Origin of the sequence: Amycolatopsis sp. NPDC058986 (assembly GCF_042741125.1) — a bacterium.
Taxonomy (GTDB): domain Bacteria; phylum Actinomycetota; class Actinomycetes; order Mycobacteriales; family Pseudonocardiaceae; genus Amycolatopsis.
In genome coordinates this window covers 1-21,629 of the sequence record NZ_JBHYJW010000033.1, presented here as the reverse complement: position 1 = coordinate 21,629, position 21,629 = coordinate 1, and the positions used below count along the sequence as shown (strand labels likewise).

22 protein-coding genes are annotated in these 21,629 nt (G+C 70.3%); 14 read left to right on the top strand and 8 right to left on the bottom strand.

Annotated elements, in window-relative coordinates; translation table 11 throughout:
• Nucleotides 1-66 precede the first annotated feature (66 nt).
• Genes ACFW0G_RS26695 through ACFW0G_RS26685 form a run of 3 tightly spaced genes read right to left on the bottom strand, consistent with a single transcriptional unit; the run spans nucleotide 67 to nucleotide 2,373 of the window.
• Complete coding sequence (locus tag ACFW0G_RS26695) at nucleotides 67-669, bottom strand: class I SAM-dependent methyltransferase (protein WP_378328136.1); 603 nt, start codon at nucleotides 667-669, stop codon at nucleotides 67-69.
• Between the two features lie 28 nt (nucleotides 670-697).
• On the bottom strand, nucleotides 698-1,702 hold the full coding sequence (locus ACFW0G_RS26690; RefSeq protein WP_378328135.1) for a HEAT repeat domain-containing protein: 1,005 nt from the start codon (nucleotides 1,700-1,702) through the stop codon (nucleotides 698-700).
• Nucleotides 1,696-2,373, bottom strand: a complete 678-nt coding sequence (locus ACFW0G_RS26685) for a HEAT repeat domain-containing protein (RefSeq protein ID WP_378328134.1) — start codon at nucleotides 2,371-2,373, stop codon at nucleotides 1,696-1,698. Before ACFW0G_RS26685 ends, ACFW0G_RS26690 begins: the two co-directional genes overlap by 7 nt.
• A gap of 261 nt (nucleotides 2,374-2,634) precedes the next feature.
• Between ACFW0G_RS26685 and ACFW0G_RS26680 the strand changes: the two genes are divergently transcribed.
• From ACFW0G_RS26680 to ACFW0G_RS26635, 10 genes are read left to right on the top strand one after another with little or no spacing between them, the layout of a single operon-like run.
• Nucleotides 2,635-2,940 (top strand): gas vesicle protein, encoded by a 306-nt coding sequence (locus tag ACFW0G_RS26680; protein WP_378328133.1) that lies wholly within the window; start codon nucleotides 2,635-2,637, stop codon nucleotides 2,938-2,940.
• Between the two features lie 16 nt (nucleotides 2,941-2,956).
• Nucleotides 2,957-3,400 carry a gas vesicle structural protein GvpA gene (locus tag ACFW0G_RS26675; protein WP_378328132.1) on the top strand — a complete coding sequence of 148 codons (444 nt, stop codon included), beginning with the start codon at nucleotides 2,957-2,959 and terminating at the stop codon, nucleotides 3,398-3,400.
• Nucleotides 3,397-4,128, top strand: coding sequence for a GvpL/GvpF family gas vesicle protein (locus ACFW0G_RS26670; protein ID WP_378328131.1), 732 nt, complete (start codon nucleotides 3,397-3,399; stop codon nucleotides 4,126-4,128). Before ACFW0G_RS26675 ends, ACFW0G_RS26670 begins: the two co-directional genes overlap by 4 nt.
• Nucleotides 4,112-4,375, top strand: coding sequence for a gas vesicle protein GvpG (locus ACFW0G_RS26665; protein WP_378328130.1), 264 nt, complete (start codon nucleotides 4,112-4,114; stop codon nucleotides 4,373-4,375). The genes ACFW0G_RS26670 and ACFW0G_RS26665 overlap by 17 nt, the downstream gene beginning before the upstream one ends.
• 17 nt (nucleotides 4,376-4,392) lie before the next feature.
• Entirely contained in the window at nucleotides 4,393-5,016 is a 624-nt protein-coding gene (locus ACFW0G_RS26660) for a hypothetical protein (protein WP_378328129.1), read from the top strand.
• 3 nt (nucleotides 5,017-5,019) lie between these two features.
• On the top strand, nucleotides 5,020-6,054 hold the full coding sequence (locus tag ACFW0G_RS26655) for an SRPBCC family protein (protein WP_378328128.1): 1,035 nt from the start codon (nucleotides 5,020-5,022) through the stop codon (nucleotides 6,052-6,054).
• A gap of 42 nt (nucleotides 6,055-6,096) precedes the next feature.
• A complete protein-coding gene (locus ACFW0G_RS26650) occupies nucleotides 6,097-6,438 on the top strand; it encodes a gas vesicle protein (protein ID WP_378328127.1) in 342 nt (113 codons plus the stop codon).
• Nucleotides 6,435-7,253: a GvpL/GvpF family gas vesicle protein gene (locus tag ACFW0G_RS26645; protein ID WP_378328126.1), complete on the top strand. Its 819-nt coding sequence runs from the start codon at nucleotides 6,435-6,437 to the stop codon at nucleotides 7,251-7,253. Before ACFW0G_RS26650 ends, ACFW0G_RS26645 begins: the two co-directional genes overlap by 4 nt.
• On the top strand, nucleotides 7,250-7,489 hold the full coding sequence (locus tag ACFW0G_RS26640; RefSeq protein WP_378328125.1) for a gas vesicle protein: 240 nt from the start codon (nucleotides 7,250-7,252) through the stop codon (nucleotides 7,487-7,489). Before ACFW0G_RS26645 ends, ACFW0G_RS26640 begins: the two co-directional genes overlap by 4 nt.
• The gene (locus ACFW0G_RS26635; protein ID WP_378328124.1) at nucleotides 7,482-7,817 is read left to right on the top strand and encodes a gas vesicle protein K; all 336 of its coding nucleotides are present in this window, start codon (nucleotides 7,482-7,484) and stop codon (nucleotides 7,815-7,817) included. Before ACFW0G_RS26640 ends, ACFW0G_RS26635 begins: the two co-directional genes overlap by 8 nt.
• Nucleotides 7,818-7,830: 13 nt before the next feature.
• On the opposite strand, the gene ACFW0G_RS26630 is transcribed toward ACFW0G_RS26635, so the two are convergent.
• A complete protein-coding gene (locus ACFW0G_RS26630; RefSeq protein WP_378328123.1) occupies nucleotides 7,831-9,075 on the bottom strand; it encodes a glycosyltransferase in 1,245 nt (414 codons plus the stop codon).
• Between the two features lie 91 nt (nucleotides 9,076-9,166).
• Nucleotides 9,167-10,195, bottom strand: a complete 1,029-nt coding sequence (locus tag ACFW0G_RS26625) for a YhjD/YihY/BrkB family envelope integrity protein (RefSeq protein WP_378328122.1) — start codon at nucleotides 10,193-10,195, stop codon at nucleotides 9,167-9,169.
• Nucleotides 10,196-10,863: 668 nt separating this feature from the next.
• On the opposite strand from ACFW0G_RS26625, the gene ACFW0G_RS26620 reads away from it, so the two are divergent.
• Nucleotides 10,864-12,771 carry a BTAD domain-containing putative transcriptional regulator gene (locus ACFW0G_RS26620; protein ID WP_378328121.1) on the top strand — a complete coding sequence of 636 codons (1,908 nt, stop codon included), beginning with the start codon at nucleotides 10,864-10,866 and terminating at the stop codon, nucleotides 12,769-12,771.
• Between the two features lie 165 nt (nucleotides 12,772-12,936).
• Here the strand turns inward: ACFW0G_RS26620 and ACFW0G_RS26615 are convergent, their stop codons facing one another.
• From ACFW0G_RS26615 to ACFW0G_RS26605, 3 genes are all read right to left on the bottom strand, one after another.
• A complete protein-coding gene (locus ACFW0G_RS26615) occupies nucleotides 12,937-14,757 on the bottom strand; it encodes a BTAD domain-containing putative transcriptional regulator (RefSeq protein ID WP_378328120.1) in 1,821 nt (606 codons plus the stop codon).
• 868 nt (nucleotides 14,758-15,625) lie between these two features.
• The gene (locus ACFW0G_RS26610) at nucleotides 15,626-17,248 is read right to left on the bottom strand and encodes an FAD-dependent oxidoreductase (protein WP_378328119.1); all 1,623 of its coding nucleotides are present in this window, start codon (nucleotides 17,246-17,248) and stop codon (nucleotides 15,626-15,628) included.
• Between the two features lie 29 nt (nucleotides 17,249-17,277).
• A complete protein-coding gene (locus ACFW0G_RS26605) occupies nucleotides 17,278-18,489 on the bottom strand; it encodes a cytochrome P450 (RefSeq protein ID WP_378328118.1) in 1,212 nt (403 codons plus the stop codon).
• Between the two features lie 284 nt (nucleotides 18,490-18,773).
• Here ACFW0G_RS26605 and ACFW0G_RS26600 point away from each other — a divergent pair, with 284 nt between their 5' ends.
• Genes ACFW0G_RS26600 through ACFW0G_RS26590 form a run of 3 tightly spaced genes read left to right on the top strand, consistent with a single transcriptional unit; the run spans nucleotide 18,774 to nucleotide 21,551 of the window.
• Entirely contained in the window at nucleotides 18,774-19,964 is a 1,191-nt protein-coding gene (locus ACFW0G_RS26600) for a nucleotide disphospho-sugar-binding domain-containing protein (RefSeq protein WP_378328117.1), read from the top strand.
• Nucleotides 19,964-20,785 carry an NAD-dependent epimerase/dehydratase family protein gene (locus tag ACFW0G_RS26595; protein ID WP_378328116.1) on the top strand — a complete coding sequence of 274 codons (822 nt, stop codon included), beginning with the start codon at nucleotides 19,964-19,966 and terminating at the stop codon, nucleotides 20,783-20,785. Before ACFW0G_RS26600 ends, ACFW0G_RS26595 begins: the two co-directional genes overlap by 1 nt.
• Nucleotides 20,763-21,551, top strand: coding sequence for an FkbM family methyltransferase (locus ACFW0G_RS26590; protein ID WP_378328115.1), 789 nt, complete (start codon nucleotides 20,763-20,765; stop codon nucleotides 21,549-21,551). Before ACFW0G_RS26595 ends, ACFW0G_RS26590 begins: the two co-directional genes overlap by 23 nt.
• The last annotated feature ends 78 nt before the right edge of the window (nucleotides 21,552-21,629 follow it).

Here is a 21,629-nt window from a genome sequence, read left to right as displayed (position 1 = left end):
TCGTGGATCCGGGTAAGCGCTTGCGGGCGCGTCCCGTCCTTTGTGGACATATCGCGAAGGAAGTGGTTACCGGCAGCGCGCCAGCCAAACCGTGTGCCCGCCGCAATCCGGGCCCGCGGCGACGTGGGCCACGACGTCGAAACCCGCGTGGGCGAGCAGGCGACGATACTCGTCGGGATCGAGGCTCGCGTGATAGAGCGGCTCCCCTTCGAAGGTGCCGATGCTCTCTCCGAAGGCGGCCCCGCTGGTGAAGAGAAGCGGCGCGCCGGGCTCGGCGTGCTCGCGAAAGACGGGAAACATCAGGCGCTGCTCGCGAGGTGTCAGATGGAAGAAGCTGTCCCAGGCGATGAGGCCGCCGAACCCGAGGCCCAGGTTCAGCGAGCGCATATCGGCCACCTCGGCGGCGGCGCCGGGCAGATTCGACCGGAACAGGGCGATCATCTCCGGTGAGCTGTCGACGCCGGTGACGCGATGCCCCAGACCGGTGAGGGAGCGGGCGATGGGCTCGCCCGATCCGCAGCCGATGTCGAGCACCGTGCCGGCACGCCCGAGCATGCTCGCGAACCGCAGGAGCCATCCGCTTTCTCGCGGCTTCGCGCCGCGCGCGGCTGCCCATGCCGAGGCATGACGCCGGTAGACGTCCACCACTCGATCGGCCGCATCGGTCACGGTCGCTTTCGTACCACGACCCACCGCGCTACTTTTCGTCGAGCACGCCCAGGAGGGCCGAGGCGATGAGGGCGACGGCCCGGTCGTCGTCGTGGGTCAGCTGCCGCAGGACGTCCCGCGCTCCGCTCACCGGCAGCTCGGCGAGTGCCTGCGTCAGGCGTATCCGGACCGCGGAGTCCTCGGTGTGCGCGGCGAGTTCGCCGACGAGCGCGCTCATGATCCGCTCCGCGCACGCGGAGTCCAGTGACAGTGTGCCCAGCACCTCGGCGGCCTCGACGTCGTTCGTGCCCTCGACCACCATGTCGACGAGCGTCGGCACGGCCGCGGTCTCGCCACGTTTGCCCGCCGCCAGGGCGGCGTGCCCGCGCACGGTCCTGTCCGGGTCGCCGAGCGCGTCCGCGAGCACCGCGGTCGCCTCGTCCCCGGGCAGTTCGGCGATCGCCAGTACCGCGCGCCGCCGGATGTCGGCGTTCTCCGAACGCACGCCGGAGGCCACGCTTGCCACCCCGTCACCGCCCGCCCGCGCGAGGGCCCACCGCAGGGCACCGGCGACGTTGGGATCCGACTCGGTGAGGACCGCCTTGGCCAGCAGCTCGGCCGGCACCGGTACGTCTTCGGCTGGGGACAGGACGGCCTGCTGCCGGCGTGCGGCACTGGGCGAGTTGAGCCCGTGCAGGAGCTCGACGACGCGCAGGGCGCCCTCCCAGCCGAAGGGCGCCGAGGCGTCGATCGTGCGGAGCCGTTCGAGCAGCTCCTGTTCCCGCTTGAGCCGGTCTTCGGTCCGCCGGATGAGGTCGCCGACCAGAGCGGACGGCGTGAAGGCGGGATCCTCCAGCGCTCGTCCGATCTGGCGCAGCGACATGCCGAGCGACCGCAGGCCCTCCACGTGGAAGATCCGGCGGATGTCCGCCGCGGAGTACTCGCGGTAGCCACCCACGGTGCGGCCCGTCGGCCGGACCAGCCCGAGCGAGTCGTAGTGCCTGAGCATCCGGGTGCTCACCCCGGAGCGGCGGGCGACCTCGCCGATCAGCACGCCGTGTCCCTGACGCGCTCCGGGCCGAGCGCGACGACCCGTTTCGCTTCGTCGAGGGCGAGATCGAAACCGGCGTCCGGGTCGCGCAGCAGCCGCTCCGTGGCGCGGGCATGCGCTCGCACCGCCGGGTCCTTGCTCGCCAGGCCCGCGTGCAGAACCGGGGTGATCACCTCGCCGAGCGCGACGAGTGCCCGGCTGAGGCTCAGCCGCACGGTCCGGTCGCCGCGGCCGAGCTGGGTGGCCAGCTCGGTGGCCAGCTCGTGCCGCTCGTCGGGCGGGACGAGGACCACGGCAGCACGCCACGCGCTCCGTGCGACATCGTCGTCCGCGTCGCGCAGCAACGACCGTGTGATCGCGGGCCACGCGCTCCGGTCCCCGATCTTGGAGAGCGTGTGCAGTGCCTGGCTGCGGGCCTGAGCGCGCTCGGCACGCAGCTCCGAGACGAGCCGGGGCACCGTGATCTCGGCCGGGAGCCGGGTCAATGCCCAGGTGAGCATGTCGCGCACGAAGAAGTCGGGCTCGACAGCGCACCGCGCCACGAGCGCGTCGGCGAGGCCGGGGTCGGCCTGCGTGCCCGCGGCCAGCGCGGCCTCGAGACGCGTCGACGAGTTGTCGGCGCCCAGCGCGCCGAGCAGGCGCGGGTCCTGGGGATTCCGGTGTGTCGTGTTCATGGGTACCACCTCCTGCCCACAGTGAAGACCTTGTCACAGTGTCAAGGTCAAGGCGCGCGGCAGGTGACCTTCGCCCTGCCGGGTGCCGGTGGTGGACTGAACGGCCTACGCGCCGCGATCGGAACCAGCCGGCCGGAATCCGTCTTCCGGGTCCGCAATGTGCTTGTCGCGCAACGGTTTTCGACGTGCCGAGGTGCTGGAAGCCGCTGAGAAGCCGGGATCGCGGAGTTTTGGCTTCACTCGAACGGGTAGCCGGGCGCCATGGCCGAGAGCGACCACAAACCAACCAGAAGCACGGATGGCACGCGAAAGCGTCCCTCGCCGGCCGAACTGATGCGGGGGGCCAGGGATCAGTTCGAGGAACTCACCGGGCGGTCGGTCGAATCGGTGTCGTCGTTCGGCCGGGACGGCGACGGATGGCAGCTGAACGTCGAGGTCGTCGAGCTGGAACGGATCCCCGATACCACCAGCGTGCTGGCGACCTATCAGGTCCGGCTGGGGCCGGACGGCGAACTCGCGGGCTACGAACGGGTGGCCCGTTACGCCCGCGGCAGGCTGGACGCCTAGGAGAGGAACGGGTCCCATGACGGTAGCGACAACCCAGTCTTCCGGACGGCAGCAAGGCGCCGGTGGCGCCGGGTCCGGAAACCTGTACGACATCCTCGATCTCATCCTGGACAAGGGGCTGGTGATCGACGTCTTCGTCCGCGTCTCGCTGGTCGGCATCGAACTGCTCACCATCGACGCGCGGATCGTGGTCGCCAGCGTGGACACCTACCTGCGGTTCGCCGAGGCCTGCAACCGGCTGGATCTGCAGCAGTCCTCCAGTGCGAAGGGACTTCCCGACCTTGTCGGCGACATGACCGAGAAGGGCGCCAAGGGCAAGTCGAAGGGGGCGCTGACCGGCGCGGCGGAGACGTTCGCCGAGCAGTTCAAGAAGTCGAGCGGCGACGACGAGCGGGAGAAGCAACCCGCGCAGCGGCCGAAGACACGCAGCACCCGGCGCAGTAGCGGGAGTGCGGAATGAGTACCTACGTCTACGGAATCGTCCTCGACTCCCACCCGGCCGGCGTGGCGGAGCTGCGCGGGGTCGGCGAGACACCGGGCCCGGTGCGGACCGTCGACGCGGACGGCCTCAAGGCCGTGGTCGGCGACGCGCCGCCGGACCTGCGGGCGAAACGACGGGACCTCAAGGCACACCAGGATGTGCTGGCGGCGTTGATCGAGCAGGGCCCGGTGCTGCCGATGCGGTTCGGCCTCGTCGCCCAGGACGAGCAGGCGGTCGCGGGCGCGGTCGCCGCACGCAAGGACGACTACCGCGCCGTACTGTCCGAATTGGACGGACGGGTGGAGATGAACGTGAAGGTCGCGCACCAGCAGGACGCGGTGCTCGGCGCGCTGCTCCGGCAGGACAGGGAACTCGCCGGGCTGAACGAGCAGCTGCGCGGGCGCGGCGGCGGGACGAGGGACGAACAGATCCGGTTCGGTGAACTGGTGGCCGGCGCGCTGACCGAGCGGCAACGACGCGACAGCGAGGCCCTCAGCGCGATGCTCGGCGAGCACGCGGTGCGGGAGAGCAGCGGGCCGCAGGTCGACGGCTGTTTCTTCAACAGCTCGTTCCTGGTCGATCGAGACGAGCTCGACGACTTCACCTCGGTCGTCGACCACCTCAGGCGAACGCTCGACCAGGTGGCGGAGGTCCGGTTGAGGGGACCGTTGCCGCCCTACAGCTTCGCGGGTGGGAACCGGGACTGAAGTGGGGCTGTTCCGGGAGATCGCGTTGTTGCCGCTCGCGCCGCTCCGGGTGGCGGCCTGGAGCGTCGGTGTGGTCGCCGACGCGGCGCTCGCCGAGCGTCGCGCGCGCATCGGCCAGGAGCTGGCCGGGTGGGAGAACGCGCTGCTCGCGGGGGAGATCACCGAAGAGGAATTCGACCGCAGGGAGGACGAACTCCTCGACGAACTCGAAGACCTCGGTGGGGGGCCGATCGACAACACGACATGAACCGAAAGGAGAGCCGCATGTCTCCGGGAATGAAGGTGGCCGCCGCGGTCATCGGCGGATACATCCTGGGCAGAAGGAAAAAGGCCAAGCTGGCGATCGCCATGGGACTGGGACTCGCCGGGAAGAAACTGAACCTGAGCCCGCGGAAACTGCTCGCCGACGTGACCGGGGAACTCGGCTCCTCCGAGCAGTTCGCCGAGCTGAAGGGACAGGTTCGCGAGCAGGTGCTGGACGCGGGCAAGAAGATGGCGGTCACCATGGCGGCCGCCCAGGCGGGCCGGATGGCCGGATCGCTGCGGCAGCACACCGACAGGCTGAACGCGCTGCAGTCCGGCATCGGCCTCGGTGACGACGAGGACAGCCAGGAGGACACCGACGAGGAAACCCCGGAATCGGAGGAGGAGACGGACGCCGGGAAGCCTCGTCGTGCCGGCCGGTCGGGTCCGGCGAAGGCGGCCACCTCGGCCGTCAAGCGGACCACCGGTTCCCGTGCCACTGCGGCGAAGCGCGCCGGGACGGCGAAGAGCCCGTCCTCCGCGCGCAAGAGCACCGGGACGAAAAGCGCCGCGGCCAAGGGCGGCGGAGCCCGGAAAACCAGCAGCCGCAGTGGTTCCGGCGGCTCGCAGGCGAAGCGGAGGTGACCCGTGGCCGGCAACGAAGAGCAGAGTGGCCCGATCACGAAGCTGCGTGAGTACGCGGCGAAGAATCCGGCGACCGAGGAACTGTTGCACGCGGGGGAGGACTTCCTGCAGGCGAAGGCGCAGCAGCTGATGTCGAACGCCGGCCGGAAGCTCGGTGAGATGACCACGCGGCTTTCCGAGGCCGCGGAGAACGGTGAGGGAATCGGTACCGCACTCGGTTTCGGCGGCAAGCTGGCCGAGGGCAAATCGATGACGCGGGCGGGGTTCGAGACCGCCGGGAAGTCCATAAAGGACAAGATCACCGGGCTTTTCAAGAGGGGCAGGGGAAAGAGTGGCTCCGGCGGCAAGATGATCGCCATCGTCGAGGACATCGACGTCGGAGTGCCGCTTCGCGAAGCGTACGACCAGTGGACCGAGTACCAGAAGTTCAGCACCTTCGCCAAGGGCGTCAAGAGCGCCGAGCGAGCCGACGATGTGACGAGCAACTGGAAGTTCAAGATCTTCTGGTCCAACCGCTCGATGAAGGCGACCACCACCGAGCAGATCCCGGACCAGCGCATCGTCTGGACCACCGACGGGGCCAAGGGCACCATCAAGGGCGTCGTGACCTTCCACGCACTCGGCGAGAACCTGACGAAGGTCCTGCTGCTGATCGAGTACTACCCGGCCGGGCTGTTCGAGAAGACCGCGAACCTCTGGCGTGCACAGGGCAGGCGGGCGAGGCTCGATCTCAAGCACTACCGCCGTTTCATCACGATGGCGGGGGAGGCCTCCGGCGAGGGCTGGCGTGGCGAGATCCGGGACGGCGAGGTCGTCCACACGCACGAAGAGGCGATGGAGGCCGAGGAAGCCGAGCAGGAGGAGCCCGAGGAGTACGACGACGAGACTCCGGACGATGAGGAAGCCGAAGAGCCGGAGGAAGCCGAAGAGCCCGAGGAGGACGTCGAGGACGAAGAAGAGGAGCCCGCCGAGGGCGACGAAGATTACGACGAGGAGGACGTCGAGGACGAAGAGCGGGAGCCCGCGGGTGCCCGCTGATCCGGCCGAGCCGCCGCCCCGTGTGGAAAGGCAGGTGCACTCGTGACCGAACCGGACCTCCCGGTGAACCGCTCGGCGGGCAGCCGCCCGCCGGTGTACGGCGGCGGCTCCTCCGGAGCCAACCTGGCCGACATCCTGGAACGCGTGCTGGACAAGGGCATCGTGATCGCGGGCGACATCCAGGTGAACCTGCTGGACATCGAGCTGCTGACGATCAAGCTGCGGCTGCTGGTCGCCTCGGTCGACAAGGCGAAGGAAATGGGGATCGACTGGTGGGAGCACGATCCGTCACTGACGTCGGCGTCCGCGACCGGGAAGCTGGAGTCGGAGAACCGCGAACTGCGGGAGAAGGTCGCGCGGCTCGAAGGGAGCGAGCGGAAATGAGCGCCGGGGCGCGGGTCTGGTACTGCTACGCGGTCACCAGACAGCTCCCGCCCGGCGCCTTCGAGGGCCTGCCGGGCCTTCGGGATTCCACAGTGGACTCGGACGCCGAAGTGGACACTGTGGACTGTGCGGGACTCAGCGCGGTGGTCAGCCCGGTGCCCGCCGCCGAGTTCGGCGAAGCGGCGCTGCGGGCGAACCTGGAGAACCTCGGCTGGCTCGAAGAGGTCGCCCGCAGGCACAACGACGTGGTGGCCGAGGCGGCGCGACGGGCGACCACGCTGCCGTTCCGGCTGGCCACGATCTACCTTGACCGGCAACGGATCCACGACGTGCTCAGGACCGGTGCGGAGCGGATCGGCGCCGCACTGGACCGCGTCGAGGGCCGGTCGGAATGGGGCGTCAAGGTCTACACGGAAAGCGCCGCACGAGCCGTCGAGCAGCCGGTGGCTCCGTCCGGTTCGGCGGACCCGCCGGGGCGCTCGTACCTGCGCAAACGGCTGGCCGAACGGCGATCGAGGGACGCCGGGTGGGCCCGTGCCGAAGCGACCGCGGCCGAGGTGGACCGGGCGCTGGGTGCGCTCGCGGTGGACCGCCGGGCACATCGGCCGCAAAGCACGCGACTGAGCGGAGGCGGCGAGCAGAACGTGCTGAACATCGCCTACCTCGTCGGCGATGCCGGCGTCGAGTCGTTCCTGGCGAAGGCGGACGAGCTGCGCGCCGCGGCACGGGAGTGCCGGGTCGAGCTGACCGGGCCCTGGGTGCCCTACTCGTTCGCGCTGCCCGACCTCGGCGAAACCGAGGACACCGCGTCGTGAGTGTCGAGACGACGGGATTCGGGGACGTCCGCGATCCCGTGGCCGGCAGGGAGATCGCGCTCGTCGACCTCCTGGACCGGTTGCTGGCCGGTGGCGTCGTGCTCACCGGGGACGTGCTGCTGTCCATCGCCGGGGTGGATCTGGTGCACGTGTCGTTGCGCGCGTTGATCACCTCGGTCCGGGCGGGCCGGCCGTTTCCCGACGTGGTGCCGGAAAGGAGTGTGCCGGATGTCTGAACCACCGGACACCGAGCGCGTTACGGCGGCGCTGAGCCGGGCTTCGCACACCCTCACCGAGCGGATCGACACCGACCGGGACAGCGTCGAGCGGGACCTGATGAAACTGGTGCTGACCATCGTCGAGCTGCTGCGCCAGCTGATGGAACGACAGGCGCTGCGCCGCGTGGACGAGGGCGATCTCAGCGAGGACCAGGAGGAACGGGTCGGCCTGACGCTGCTGCTCCTGGACGAACGCATGACCGAACTGCGCGAACGGTACGGGCTTTCCGCCGCCGACCTCAACCTCGATCTCGGCCCGCTCGGGACCTTGTTGCCCGCCGACTGAGGCGCGACGGGGGTCACTCGCCGCGCTGTCCGGTTACCCGCTCGACCGCGGCCACGACTCCCGCTGTGCCAGGACAGGCGGCGATCTCCTCCGCGAGTGCCCGCGCCCGTGCTCGATAGCGCGGATCGCCCAGCACACGCTCGATGGCTTTTCCCACGGTGCGCGCGGACACGCGTCGCCGCGTCAAGCCGACGCCCGCGCCCGACCAGCGCACCCGCGCCACCACCGCGGATTTGTCCTCCGTCGCGCCGACGCACACCAGCGGTACCCCGTGGCGCAGCGCGTGGTTCACGCCGCCGTATCCGCCGTTGGTGACCATCAGCGCACAACGGGGAAGCAGGTCGTCATAGGGAAGTGACCGCGCGGCACGGGCGTTGGCCGGCAACCGGTCTTCCGGCAGCTCGGCGCCCCCGGTGGAGACGACGACCAGCACGTCCCGATCGGCCAGGGCTTTCAGCGTGGGCACGACCAGGTCCCCGAGGTCGGTGTTGGCCACCGATCCCTGGGTCACCAGCACCACCGGGGCGCCACCGTCCACATCGGACCACCACGGCGGGAGCCGGTGCCTGCCGGCGTCACTGGCCGACAGCGGCCCGACGAACTCGACAGGCATCGGCTGTTCTCCTTGCGGTACCTCGAATCCACGGCAGGTCATCTGCAGGATCCCGTCGCTGCCCAGCGGCCAGTCGAGGAACAGCACCTCCGGCGCCCTGCCGGTCAGCGCCCGCACCTCCCGTTCCGCGGTCGCCTGCACCGGCCGCAGCACCAGGGGCATCATCGCCCTGGTCGCCAGGGCGCGCACGCGGTCGGCGAAGGTCCGCGGCGGCGCCAGGCCGGGAAGCGGCACCGTCAGCGGGAGAAATCCCAGCACCAGTACCGGCGGACGGTGGCGGCGCATCGTGAGCGGCAGGCCCGCCATGAGGAGCGGGTCGCAGAGGACGACGTCGATCGGATGCGCCGCCAGCACCTCGTCGATCGCCGCCAGCTGCGGGCCCATCCTGGTCACGAACGTGGTGAGGTCGAACCTCGCCAGGCGTATGCCCCGCAGCCCTTCGCGCTCGGGGAAGTACCCGTCGCCGAAGTCCGACTCCTCGGGAAGCGGCGCCGCCGTGGCACCCACCGCGGTGAAGTCGCCGAGGTAGCGCCGCCCGGTCAGCACCCGCACCGTGTGCCCGGCACGGACCAGTGCCTCGGCGGCGGGCAGCGTCGGCCCGACGTGTCCCTTGGCGGGCAACACACAGATCAGCACCGTCGCCACGACAACCCCCGCTCCAGCGGCCCTGCCACTCGTGGAACCCATCCTGGCAGGAGCGCCCGTTCCCGCGCACGTCCCGCGACGCGGCGCCTGGTCAGGGCCTGCGACGCAGCCGGAGCACCGCGAGCGTCGCCACCACACCGGTGATCATCCCGGTCGCCGCCGAGGCCAGTGACGCCCGGCGCGGGGTGACCACCGGCCGGACCACCGCGGGCCCGGGCGGCGCCGGTTTCCTCACCGGCGCGTCGTGCGCGGTCGCGGTCCACGCCGTGATCACCACCACCATCCTCGACACCAGCGCGATGAAGAACAGGATGCCGATCGCCGAGCCGAACGCGAGCCCCGTCGGCGACTTGCCGACGAGGCCGATGAAGAGCCCGCCCGCCTGCTTCAGCAGTTCGAACCCGATCGCCGCGACGAGCGCGCCGCGCATCGCGCTGCGCACGCCGACCGGTTCCCTCGGCAACTTCGCGAACACCCACAGGAAGACGAGCCAGTCGGCGAGCAGCGCGACCGGGATGGACAGCACCGAGACCACGGTGTGCGCCCACCCGACGTGCGCGAGCGGGCTGAGGCGCAGCAGGAAGGCGCCGAGCGCGCCACCGGAGGCGGTCAGCGCGAACGACACCATCAGCGCCGCGGTCAGGCTCAGCAGGGCGAGCAGGTCCTTGCCGATCGTGCGCAGCAGGGGCTGGCGCGGCGGATGCTTGTCCCACATCGCGGTGAGCGCGTCCCGCAGCGCGTTCATCCAGTTCCAGCCCGAGTAGAGCCCGATGGCGAGACCGGCGAGGCCGACCTTGGTGCGCTGGTCGATGAAGCCGGTGAGCAGTGCGATCAGGTTGTCGCCGAACGGCCCCGGCACCGCTCGCGCGATCGAGCGCAACATCGTCTCCACCAGCTCCGGCTGCCCGGCGAGCACGAACCCGGCCACGGACATCCCGACCATCAGCATGGGTACCAGCGAGGTCAGCGTGAAGTACGAGATCGAGGCCACGTAGTGATAGCCGTTGTAGTCGACGTAGTGCTCGATGGCCCGCACCAGATGGTCGAGCCACCGGTACCGGCGCCGCAGGCGCGCCCACACGCTGTCCCCGACAGCCGAGCGTGATCGTTGTCTGGTCACCCTCTACATCTATCCCACCACGTCCCGCCCGGCTTCATCGCGGGCGTGTTCGGCGCGCCGTGCCGGCCCGGAAAACGCCTCGGCGAGGCGGCCCGGCCACTCCGCCCTTGTCGCGAACGCTCCGTCCGGGACGTTGATCGTCGCGAACGGAGCGTTCGCGACAGGCGTTGCCGTCGCGCGAAGCCCCTGCCCTCACGACACGCCCGTGAACAACACACCCCGGCCGCACGGTGCGGTTCGCAGACCTTCCGCGGAATCCTATGTGGACTCCTCGTGGACCGCCTCGGACGGGTTCGCCCTGCCGCGCGATGGCGGCTGTTCCCGGTCGCCGGGGCACTGCGCGATGGCCGCTATTTCGGAATCCGACGGATTCGAGTCCGGACAATTCGGACTCGAATCCCCGCGAACGGCCGTGTGTTCTCCGGTTGTCCGGAACTGGTCCCGGTCAGGACCGGGTGGACGACCGCGGGAAAAAAATTCATCACGCATTGGATCAAGGTCGGATCAAGCGAGCCGTCAGCACGATTGCTAGTGAATCCGTGGGAAGGTCGAATCGTGGACGACTGGGGGTCCTCAAACAAGTTCGGGCTGTGCGCGCCGCACTTGACCAGCGACTCGCCACGATCCGTACCACGCCATGCACATCGTTACCGAGAGAGGAGCGGAGCGTGCGGTCGGTGCGTATCAATCTGTTAGGTCCGATCGAGGTGCTGCGGGACGGGGTGCTGGCCACTCCTTCCGCCTTGAAGCTGCGGCAGGTGCTGAGCCTGCTCGCACTCAACGCGAACGACATGGTGCATACCGGGCAGTTGATCGAGGAGCTGTGGGAGGGCAATCCGCCGCCCAGTGTCACCACCACCCTGCAAACCTACGTCTACCAGCTTCGCAAGCGGTTGTGGCTGGACGCCTCCCACCGGGCGGGCGCGGCACACCGTGAGGCCCGCTGTCCGGCACTGCACACACTGCCCAGCGGGTACCTGCTGGCGCTGGATTCCGACGCGCTGGACATCGGCCAGTTCGAACGGCTGGCGACACGGGGGAGGAACGAGCTCGAAGCCGGTTCCGCCGAAGCCGCGCTGACCACGTTGAACCAGGCCATCGGACTGTGGCGCGGGCCCGCGCTGGTGGACGTGAACCCGGGCATGGTGCTGCACGCCAAGGTGGTCCACCTGGAGGAGATGCGGGTTCGCGCGCTGGAACACCGGGTCGACGCGACCCTGGTCCTCGGCAGGCATCACGCCGCGCTCGACGAGCTCACCCTGCTCTCGGCGCAGATGCCCACCCACGAAGGGTTCCAGGCCAAGCTGATGCTCGCGCTGTACCGTTCCGGCCGCCGGTCCGAGGCGCTCAAGGTGTACGACCGCACGCGGCGGACGCTGGCCACGGAGCTGGGGCTGGACCCGTCGCAGGAGCTGCAGCGGCTGCACCACGGAGTGCTCACCGCGGACGGGAGTCTCGACTGGCGGGAAACGGAAGCGGTCGAGGTGCGGCGCCAGGCCACGGCGGAACCACCCCGGCAGCTGCCGCCGGAGGCGGAACCGCTCGTCGGCAGGGAAGACGAGCTGCGGGCGATCACGACCGCGATGGGCGCGACCCGCCGCTTCGGGGGTCCGGCGGTCGTCGCCATCGAGGGGCTGCCCGGCAGCGGGAAATCGGCCCTGTGCGTGCGAGCCGGTCACCTGCTGCGGGAGCAGTACCCGGACGGCCAGTTCCACGCGCGGCTGCTGACTCCCGGCGGGGAGCCGATCGACCCGGGGGAGGTGCTGGGCGGATTCCTGCACGCCACGGGGATGGTCGCGGAGCAGATCCCGGACTCGGCCGAGGACCGGGCGAAGCTGTTCCGGACCTGGACCGCCGAGCGGCGGGTGCTCGTCGTACTGGACGACGTGCCCGGCGACACCGTACTCGAGCAGCTCATCCCGTCCAGCCGCGACTGCGCGGTGCTCGCCGTGAGCCGCAGGCGGCTGGTGTCCGGCGCCGTGACCGCGACGGTGCGTCCCCGGCCGCTGACCACGGCCGAGAGCGTCCAGCTGCTCACCAACGCCATGGGTGGTGACCGGACGGACGTCGATCCGTGTGACCTGCGGCGGCTGGTCAACCTGCACGACGGGCTGCCCGCCGCGCTGCAGAGCACGGCCACGCGGATGAAGCGGCGCCCGCGCTGGTCGGTGGCACGGATGCTGGAGTGGCTCGAAACGGGCTCGGACGCGCCCGCCGAGATCCGCGACGATCCACTCGGTCTGCGGGCGGGCGTGCTGCGTTCCGACGGCCTCGGTTCCGCGGCCGCCCGGTCGGCCTTCCGCCGGCTGTCCACTTTGGATGGACCGGAGGTCGGCACGTGGACGGCCGCGGCCGAGCTCACGGTGAGCCACGAGGACGCCGAGGCGGTACTCGACGAACTGGTGGACCTGTCCCTGCTGGTGACGGCGACGGGTGAGACGGAGTTCCGGTTTCCCCGCGCGGTGCGCAGGATCGGCAGGCAACTGCACGCGGAGGATCAGCTTCCGCAGCAGGGTGTCCTGCCGCGGCTGGCCGCGCCCCGGTTGCTGACCGAGGTGGACGCCTCGGCCTGGTGAGTCAGTGTCCCCCGCCGGAAATCCGTTGCGTATATCGGCGGATCCAGGTTTCTGCCGGCAAGGCGCCGGTTCGCCCTCGTACTGGATCGTACTCGGGCGGACCGGCAACGCCGCCAGCGGGAAGCTGGGCCGTCGAGATGTGTGACCAATTTCCGGCGGGGGACACTAGCCGGGCGCGCCGAGTGGGCTCGGCTCGGCGTGCCCGGCTTCTTCCCGCAGCAGCTCCGCCGCGTACCAGCGGTTCACCGGATGGAGCTGGAAATGAGCGACGCCGTCGGGTGCGGCGCTGATGCCCAGCAGGCCGTGTCCGACAAGGTGCGCCAACAGCTTGTCCGCCTGTTTCGCGGAGCAGTGCAGCTGGTGTGCCACGGCGGCGGCGGTGAACGAACCGTCCTCGAACATCGAGAGCAGGCGAAAGGCGCGCTGGAGTTGCGCCGGGATGGACCGGTACGCGTTCGCGAGCCTGGCTCGCACGTTCAAGCCGTTGAACTGCAACAGATCCAAGGGCCGGTCGCTCGATTCCAGATGCCGCCGCATATTGGCCACCGGCCAGCCGGATGCGGCGCGCAGCCGCGCGCCGACGCACCGGATGGCCAGCGGCAGGCCGCCGCACAGCTCGACCAGCCGCGCCGCTTCGGCGCGTTCGGCCGCCAGCCGGTCCCGGCCGATCAGGGTCGCCAGCAGCTCGAGCCCCTCGTCGAAGGGCAGTGGCGCCAACGCCACCAGGTGCGCCCCCGCCAGGCCCTGCAGCCCCCGATCTGCTGTCACCACGACGGCGCACCGCGGCCCGGCCGGGAGCAACGGTTCCACCTGAGCCTCGGAAACCGCGTCGTCGAGCACCACCAGGACGTCCCGGTCCGCGCTCCAGCTGCGGAACAGCGCCGCCCGATCCTCGAGGTCCGCCGGTATCCTGCCCTCGGCGAACCCGGCGGCGCGCAGGAACTTGCCCAGCACCACGGCCGCGTCGACGGGGTGTCCGGTGGACCCGCCGAGCGTGGTGTAGAACTGGCCTCCCGAGAACGTCGGGCGCAACGCCTGGGCCACCCGGATGGCGAACGCCGTCTTGCCGACTCCCGGTATTCCGGTCACCAGCGCCATCCGCAACGCGCCCGCGGTGCCGTCCCCGGATGCCAGCCGGCGGACCACCGACGCGAGCGGCCGGTCGCGGCCGACGAAGTCGGAGATGTCGTACGGCAGCTGGGCGGGTGTCGTGGCCGTGAGACGGTCGGCGGGCACGTCGGGAACCGGATCGTCCTCCAGCGCTCCGGTCAGGAGCGACCGGTGCAGCTGTTGCAGCGCCGGCGAGGGGTCGAGGGCGAGCTCGTCGACCAGCCGGTCGCGAAACGTCCGGTAGAGGCTGAGCGCCTCGTCACGGCGGTGACCGCGGTAGAGCGCCATCATGAGCTGGCGGTGGAAGCCTTCGTGCAGGGGCAGCTTGATGACCAGCTCGCGCAGCTCGCTGATCACCCCGCGGTGCCTGCCCAGCTGCAGATCCGCCTCGATGCGTGCCTCCAGCGCGCCCACCCGCCCCTCCTCGAGGCGTGCCGCGTGCGCGGTCAGCAGGTTGCCCATCTCGACATCGCCCATGGCGGCACCCCGCCACAGCGTGAGCGCGCCACGCAGTAACTCCGCGGCCTCCCATGGCTTGTCCGCGTCCAGCGCGATCGCGCCGCGGGCGGCCAGGCTTTCGAACTGGCTGGTGTCCACGCACTCGGTGCCGATCTCCAGCCGGTAGCCACGCCAGCCGGTGTGCAGCGACGGCCCCGCCGGGAGCGACGCGCCCGCCGGGAACAGCAGTTTGCGCAACCGGTGGATGTAGGTCTGCAACGTCACGGACGCGCTGGGCGGCGGTGTGGCCGCCCACAGCTCCTCCGACAAATCCCCGGTGGACACCAGCCGATTTTCCCGCAGTACCAACAAGGCGAGGACCTCGCGAAGTTTCGGCGCGCTGGGGGTGACGTCCCTGCCGCCGAGGGAAACTCTCATCGGCCCTAGTAGTCTGAATTGCAGTTTATTCGTGTGCAGGGCATGCTCGTCTGCCAATTCGATCCCCCAGGGCAAAACAAGAATGTGCGAACAAACCGGATCGAGGTTTATTCGATAATGATCTTTATTGCTGAATATAGAGATCATGGTCGGGACTGTCAAGGTGTGCGGATACCGGCGAAAACGTCAATACCGGGCGTGGGCGGGGAATAATCTCCGGTGCCCGCGTCGGGCGGGCGAGGAGACCCGCCGGGCGATTAATCGGTATTCGAGGTCGCCGGCTCCGGCGTCGCCGCGGGAGGTTCGCGGGCCGATGCCGAATGCGGTCGCCGTCGCCACGACGGCCCTTGCTCTTCCGGCGGCGGGGACTCGGGAACTCGTGGCCCGGCGCGATGACGGAGAATCGGTGTCCCGGCAGGGGCGGTGGCGCGGTGGCTCGGCTCGGCGTGGAAACGCTTGTGCGTGGAAAGCGGCTCTTTCGGGACGATATCCGACAAAACGATCATGGCTGGCAGGCTTGGCCGGTTCTTCGCCGTCACGCCGGGTGCCCGGCGGACGAGGAACGGCGTCGCGGACAGCTTCGTGACCACGCCTTTCGTGATCGGCGTGGGGGCGGGGTGACCACCCGGCCCGGTCTTCGTGCGGCCATGCGCTTCCTCCATGCCCTGGCGGATGTGTCGGCGAGCGGGACGCGGGTGGGCAGCGCCGACCACGGCTGGCATGGGGAGGCGACGCTATACCCTCGTCCGTCCTTCCCCCGGGTCAACGATTCTCATCCGGTATCGCCCTGTCAACCAGCTATCTGAGTGACGGCCGGTCCGGGAGCGCCCGCGAGGCCCGCCCGGACCGGTCGTTTCGTGGCGAACGGTCACCGGGGGAGCGGGGACCGGAGCAGCCCGGCCAGCGCGCCGGTGAGCGTCTCGCGGGGATCGGCGGGGAGGTCGGCACTGCGCCAGGCGACGAAGCCGTCGGGGCGGACGACGGTGACACCGGCGCCGCCGATGCCGTGGGCCTCCAGGAACCGGCCGTCCGCGTCGTGCAGGTCGGTGCCGAGCTGGTGGACGGTGAGGGGGACGCCGAGCCGGGCCGCGGCGGCCTCGGCCGCGGCACGCCAGGCGGTACCGCCCGGCCCGGCGAGGACACACCACGCCCCGTCGTACAGATCGATGGTCGACAGCTTCGTTCCGTTGCGCTGCAACCAAACGTGCGGGGCGCGCAGACCCGGCTCGCCGGTGCACGTGGTGGGGTCCTGCGTGGGACCGTCCGGCGTGGAGGGTTCGGTGTGGACGGCGGAGGAGGCGTAGCGGTAGCCGAAGATCATGGTGATGTCGTCGACGGTGTCGAGTTCGGCCGCCGCGCCGACCTGGCGGGCCCGCAGCAGGGCGAGCGCGTGGTCGAGCGTCGCCGTCGCGACGGGGCGCCGTTCCGTCTCGTAGCTGTCCAGCAGCGCGGGACCGGCGTGGCCGTTGATGACGGCGAGGAGTTTCCAAGCCAGGTTATGGGCGTCGGCGATCCCGGTGTTGGCTCCATAGGAACCCGCCGGGGGCACCACGTGCGCGGCGTCGCCGATGATGAAGACCCGGCCCGCTCGATACCGGTGCGCGACCCAGCCGCCGATGCCGAGGTGGGTGATCTTGTCGACGCGGCCCGGCACGGGCGGAACGAGTTCGAGGTCGAGGTCCGGGACCCCGGTCGCGAGCCGGACGAGTTCGGCGCAGCGCTGCTCGGTGTAGTCCTCGGGGCGTTCGTCGCTCGACGCGTAGGGCACACCGAGCATCCACCGTCCCCACTGCCGTAGCGGCACCAGGACGGTGCCGGGTACCGGCTCGTCGAAGTAGGCCAGGTGGAACCGGCGGCCACGCAGGACCTCGGTGAGGTCGGCGTCGAAGAGGAAGTGCGCGGCCCGGTGCAGCACCCCGGGGCCGTCCACGCCGATCCCGAGCCGATGCCGGATCCCGGCGCGATGGCCGTCCGCGGCCACGAGATAGTCGGCCCGCACGCGGTATTCGTTCCCGGTACCGGACTCCCGGACGGTGGCGACGACGCCTTCGCCGTGTTCGTCGAAGGACGTCAGGCTGGTGGCGAACCGCACGTCCGCGCCCGCCGCTTCGGCGTGGGCGCGCAACAGGAGTTCCAGTTCGTCCTGGTCGATCATCGCCCAGTCCGTGGGGCTCAGTCCGGCGGGCGGCTGCTGGTCGGCGGTGAGGTGGAAGCGCTCCGCGCCGGCCAGCGTCGCCGCCCCGATCATGTCCGGCATGTCGGCGAGGATCGACACGCGCTGCCGGATCTCGGCTTCCAGGCCGTAGGCCCGGTAGATCTCCAGCGTCCGGGGGTTGAACGCGCGTGCCTGTGGCATGATCGCCGTCGTCGGGTGCCGTTCGACCAAGGTCGGGCGCAGGCCCTGCCGGGCAAGGAACAACGCCATCGACAGTCCCGTCACCCCACCCCCGACGATCAGTACCGGGGTCCGGTGATCGTTCAGTGCGGTCATGATGGTGGGATCCTTCCTGCGATTCCCGGCTACCAGGTGACGGGGAGCTTGTGGGGTCCGTAGATCTGCATGTCGTCGCGCATCGGAACCTCGCCGGCCGGAACGGCCAGCCGGAGCCCTGGCAGGCGCTGGAGCAACCTGCCGAAGGCGATCCGCAGTTCGAGCCGGGCCAGTTGCTGACCGAGGCACTGGTGTACGCCGTAGGCGAAACCGACGTGCCGCCGCGGTTCCCGCGCCACGTCCAGCACGTCCGGGTCGTCGAACCGGTCGGCGTCCCGGTTGGCGGACTCGATCGACAGGACGAGCGGGTCGCCCGCCCGGATCTGCTGCCCGCCGAGCTCGAAGTCCGTCTTCGCCGTGCGCGGCAGGCCGAACGGGGCGACCGAGAGATAGCGCAGGATCTCCTCGACACCACGCTCGACGAGTTCGGGACGTTCGCGCAGCAGCTCCCACTGCGGCCGATGTGTCAGCAGCGCGAGCACGCCCATGCCGATCATGTTGGAGGTGGTCGCGTAACCGGCGATCATCAGCAGGTTGCCGATTCCCACCAGTTCCTCGTCGGTCAGCGCCACGCCGTCCTCGGGCTCGGCTTCGACGAGAGCGCTGATCAGCCCGTCGTCCGGATGCGCGCGCTTGTCCCGCACCAGCTCGCGCATGCAGGTGCCCATGCCGGTCATCGCGGTGAGCAGCTCGTCGTGGGTCCGCTCGAACCGCTGCATCACGTCCGCGTGCTCCTGGAAGCGCTTGCTGTCCTCCGCGGACATGCCCAGCAGCTCGGACATCACCAGCGAGGGCACGGGCGTCGCGAACCCGGCCACCAGATCGCCCGGCGGCCCGGCGGCCACGAAGGCGTCGAGGTGCTCGTCCACGATCCGTTCGATCCGCGGCTCGAGCGCCTTGAGCCTGCGCACGGTGAACTGCCCGGTCAGCAGCCGCCGGTAGCGGGTGTGCTCGGGCGGGTCCATGCCGATGAAGGCCTCGCCGAAGCCGGACGCCACCCATTCCTCGGCGGTGAGCGTCACCGACGAGACATTGGTCTGGAACTTCCGCCGGGCGCTCACCGCGGGATGGACCAGCGCGGCCGACACCTCTTCGAACCGGCTCACCAGCCAGCCGGTGTTGCCGTCCGGAAGTGCCAGCGGGCAGACGGGGGCTTCGGCGCGCAGCCGGGAATAGCCGGCAGGCGGCTCCAGCGGGCTGCGCCGGTTCAACGGTAGTGGTTGCGGCGACATCTGGACCATTGCCGTTCTCCTCGGGTGTCACGTCGGGATGCGCCGCGCGGTGGTACGCCGCGGCCGGTCCACGTCGAGTCCAGCCCACTCCGGTGGAACGGACCTCGGGCGCGGCTGAAGCACGTCCGGGCCGCCAGGGGCCGGATCAGTCCTATGTGGACGGACGAGGGCCGTCCGCGGGCGCTCGCCTCCGGCCCGAATCGAGGTCCGTGCTAGGCGCACCCGTGAGGCTGATCCGGACGAGTCCTGTGACCTCGTCCGCCCTGTCCGCGAGGCACGAAGGAGAACTTCTTGTGCGAGTGCTGGTAATTCCCCCGGCAATGGCCGCGACCCACCTCCTCGCGCTGGTACCCCTGTGCTGGGCGCTGCGCTCGGCCGGTCACGAGCTGCTCGTCGCCGGTCCGGCGGACATCGAAGAGACAACGCTGAGCGCCGGACTCGGCTTCATCGAGCTCGGCTCGGCGAAGCGGTTCGAGGGTGCCGCGCAGACCGTCCCCGAAGACACCTTCCCCGCCCCGGAGTGGGCCGAACGGGAAGACGCCGACCGCAGCCGCGTGCTCATGGAGCTGATCGCGGACATGCAGTCGACCTACGCCATCGACCACCTCGCCGACTATCGCCGGTTCGCCGAGGCCTGGCGCCCGGACCTCGTCCTCGCCGACCACACCGCGATCATCGCGCGTCCCCTCGGCGGGGTGCTCGGCGTCCCGACCGTGACGCACCGATGGGGGGTCGACCCCACCGGGGAGGCGTTCCGCGAGCGGGCACGACGGCAGCTCGGCCCGTTGTGCGCGGAACTCGGCCTGCCGGAGCTGCCGGATCCCGAGTTCATCATCGACCCGTGCCCGCCGAGCCTCCAGCACGAGAGCGCCGTTCCCGGCATCCCGATGCGGTACCTCCCCTTCAACGGGCCGGGTGTGTTCCCGCAGTGGGCGCTGACCGGCGCGGGGCGCAAACGGGTTTGCCTCTGCCCTGGCAGGACGCTCGTGCCGACCTGCGGACCGGCACCGGTCCTGCGCGCCGTGGCGGCCCTCGACGGGATTCCCGACGTGGAGACGACGGTCGCCCTCACCGCGGCGGACCGCGAGCGGGTGGGACCGCTGCCCGCGAGTTTCCGGGTGGTGGAACAGCTTCCGCTCAACCTCTTCCTGGGCGGCTGCGATCTCGTGGTCCTGCTCGGGGGTGGCGGTGTCGGGCTCACCGCGACCTCCTTCGGCCTGCCCCAGGTCGTTCTGCCGCAGTGGTTCGACCAGTTCGACTACGGCAGGCGGATCGAGGAGGCGGGCGCCGGGCTCTCGATCGGCAGCCGCGAACGCCAGGCCGACATCGACGGTCTCCGGCAGGCTTTCGCGTCGGTGCTGGAGGACCCGGGGTTCACCGCCGGGGCGCGGCGGCTGCGGCACGAGATCGAGTCGGCGCCGCCGCCGAGCGCCGTCGTCGCCGAGCTGGAGCGGCTCGTGCGCGCTTCGACGAAAGCCGCGTGATGAACATAGTCGGAAACGGGTTCATCGCACGGAACCTCGGCCCGGCGACGGCGCGCTTCGCCGGGGTGACCGTGCTCGCGGCCGGCGTGTCGAAAAGCCGGTCGGTTTCCCCCGACGAGTTCGCACGGGAGAAGGAGCTGGTCCGCCGGGTCGTCACCCGCTGCCAGGAGGAGGGCAGGCTGCTGGTCTTCCTGTCCACGGCCTCGTACGCGATGTACGGGTCGACCTCCGAACCGGCCACCGAGGACGCGGCGATCGTGCCGGCGGCGCATTACGGCAGGCACAAGCGCGAACTCGAACTGATGGTCTCGACGTCCCTGCGGGATTGGCTGGTACTGCGGCTGAGCCATGTGGTGGGCGGGGACCAGCCCCCGTGGCATCTGCTGCCCAACCTGGTCGGCCAGCTCCGGACCGGAGTCGTCCGGGTGCACGCCGGGGCGTACCGGGATCTCATCGACGTCAGTGACGTCCGCGCTTCGCTGGTCGGCCTGCTCGACGCCGGGGTGAACCGCGAGATCGTCAACGTCGCCAGCGGTACCCCGTATCCCATCGAGTCCATTGTGGACCAGATCGAGCGCAGGCTGCGGACGAAGGTCGCCCGGCAGGTCGTCCACGACGCCCGCGGGCCGACCCTGGTGTCGATCGCGAAGCTGCGGCGGCGACTGCCCGGCCTCGCCGCGGAACTCGGCGGCGAGCGTTACCTGAACCGCGTCATCGAGCGCTACGCACCGCGCTACGCACTCGATGGCGTCGACGAAGACCGTACCGATAGTGGCCGTGAAGACAGCGAGGTGAGGCATGACAACCAACTCGGTAAATGAGTTCAGCGAGATCGAGATCGGCGGGGGACGCAGGATCGCCTGCGATGCCGCGTTCGAAACCGAGATCGTCTGGGAACAGATCCGCACCAGCGCGTTGTACACCGAGGCCGTCGCCGGCCTCGGCCCCGGTGACCTGATCGTCGACGTCGGCGCCCACATCGGCCTCACCGCCCTGTTGTTCACCGAACTGGTGCCGGGGGTCGAGATCGTCGGGTTCGAGCCCGCGCCTCGTTCGTTCGCGTGTCTCGAGATCAACCGGGCGCGCCACCTGCCCACGATGGCCGTCGCGCAGACCGCGGTCGGTGCCCGGCCCGGCACCGCGGAACTCACCTACTACCCGGGGCACACGACGATGTCGACGCTCTTCGTGGACGACGCCGACGACGTGCGGAACATGGAGTCGGCGCTGAACCACCGGAACGTGCCCGACGACATGCGCTCGGAGTTCTGGCCGACGTTCCGGGCCAACCCCGAGCGGGTCACGGTGCCGGTGACCACGCTGGGGCGCGAGCTGACCGAACGCCGCCTGGACGAGGTGGCGCTGTTGAAGATCGACGTGGAGCGCGCGGAACTCGACGTCCTGAGCGGAGTGGAAGACGGCCAGTGGCCCGGCATCCACCGGGCCGTGGTCGAAGTGCACGACATCGACGGCCAGCTGGACCAGGTCACGTCGTTGCTTTCCGGGCGGGGCTACCGCGTGCGCGTGAACACGGACGAGGATTTCGCCGAGGGCAGCGTCCGCATGGTGCTGGCCACCAGGGACTGACCCGCACCGCCCGCGTTGTGGTGTCCTTTGTGGATTGATGGACCGTGAAGGCCTCCTTGCCGGCGCTCAGCGCCGGCA

Bases quoted from the DNA above. Each gene is read 5' to 3' on its own strand.
- ACFW0G_RS26685 (WP_378328134.1), bottom strand. From the start codon at position 2,373: ATGAACACGACACACCGGAATCCCCAGGACCCGCGCCTGCTCGGCGCG.
- ACFW0G_RS26680 (WP_378328133.1), top strand. From the start codon at position 2,635: ATGGCCGAGAGCGACCACAAACCAACCAGAAGCACGGATGGCACGCGA.
- ACFW0G_RS26675 (WP_378328132.1), top strand. From the start codon at position 2,957: ATGACGGTAGCGACAACCCAGTCTTCCGGACGGCAGCAAGGCGCCGGT.
- ACFW0G_RS26670 (WP_378328131.1), top strand. From the start codon at position 3,397: ATGAGTACCTACGTCTACGGAATCGTCCTCGACTCCCACCCGGCCGGC.
- ACFW0G_RS26660 (WP_378328129.1), top strand. From the start codon at position 4,393: ATGTCTCCGGGAATGAAGGTGGCCGCCGCGGTCATCGGCGGATACATC.
- ACFW0G_RS26645 (WP_378328126.1), top strand. From the start codon at position 6,435: ATGAGCGCCGGGGCGCGGGTCTGGTACTGCTACGCGGTCACCAGACAG.
- ACFW0G_RS26635 (WP_378328124.1), top strand. From the start codon at position 7,482: ATGTCTGAACCACCGGACACCGAGCGCGTTACGGCGGCGCTGAGCCGG.
- ACFW0G_RS26615 (WP_378328120.1), bottom strand. From the start codon at position 14,757: ATGAGAGTTTCCCTCGGCGGCAGGGACGTCACCCCCAGCGCGCCGAAA.
- ACFW0G_RS26610 (WP_378328119.1), bottom strand. From the start codon at position 17,248: ATGACCGCACTGAACGATCACCGGACCCCGGTACTGATCGTCGGGGGT.
- ACFW0G_RS26605 (WP_378328118.1), bottom strand. From the start codon at position 18,489: ATGGTCCAGATGTCGCCGCAACCACTACCGTTGAACCGGCGCAGCCCG.
- ACFW0G_RS26595 (WP_378328116.1), top strand. From the start codon at position 19,964: ATGAACATAGTCGGAAACGGGTTCATCGCACGGAACCTCGGCCCGGCG.
- ACFW0G_RS26590 (WP_378328115.1), top strand. From the start codon at position 20,763: ATGACAACCAACTCGGTAAATGAGTTCAGCGAGATCGAGATCGGCGGG.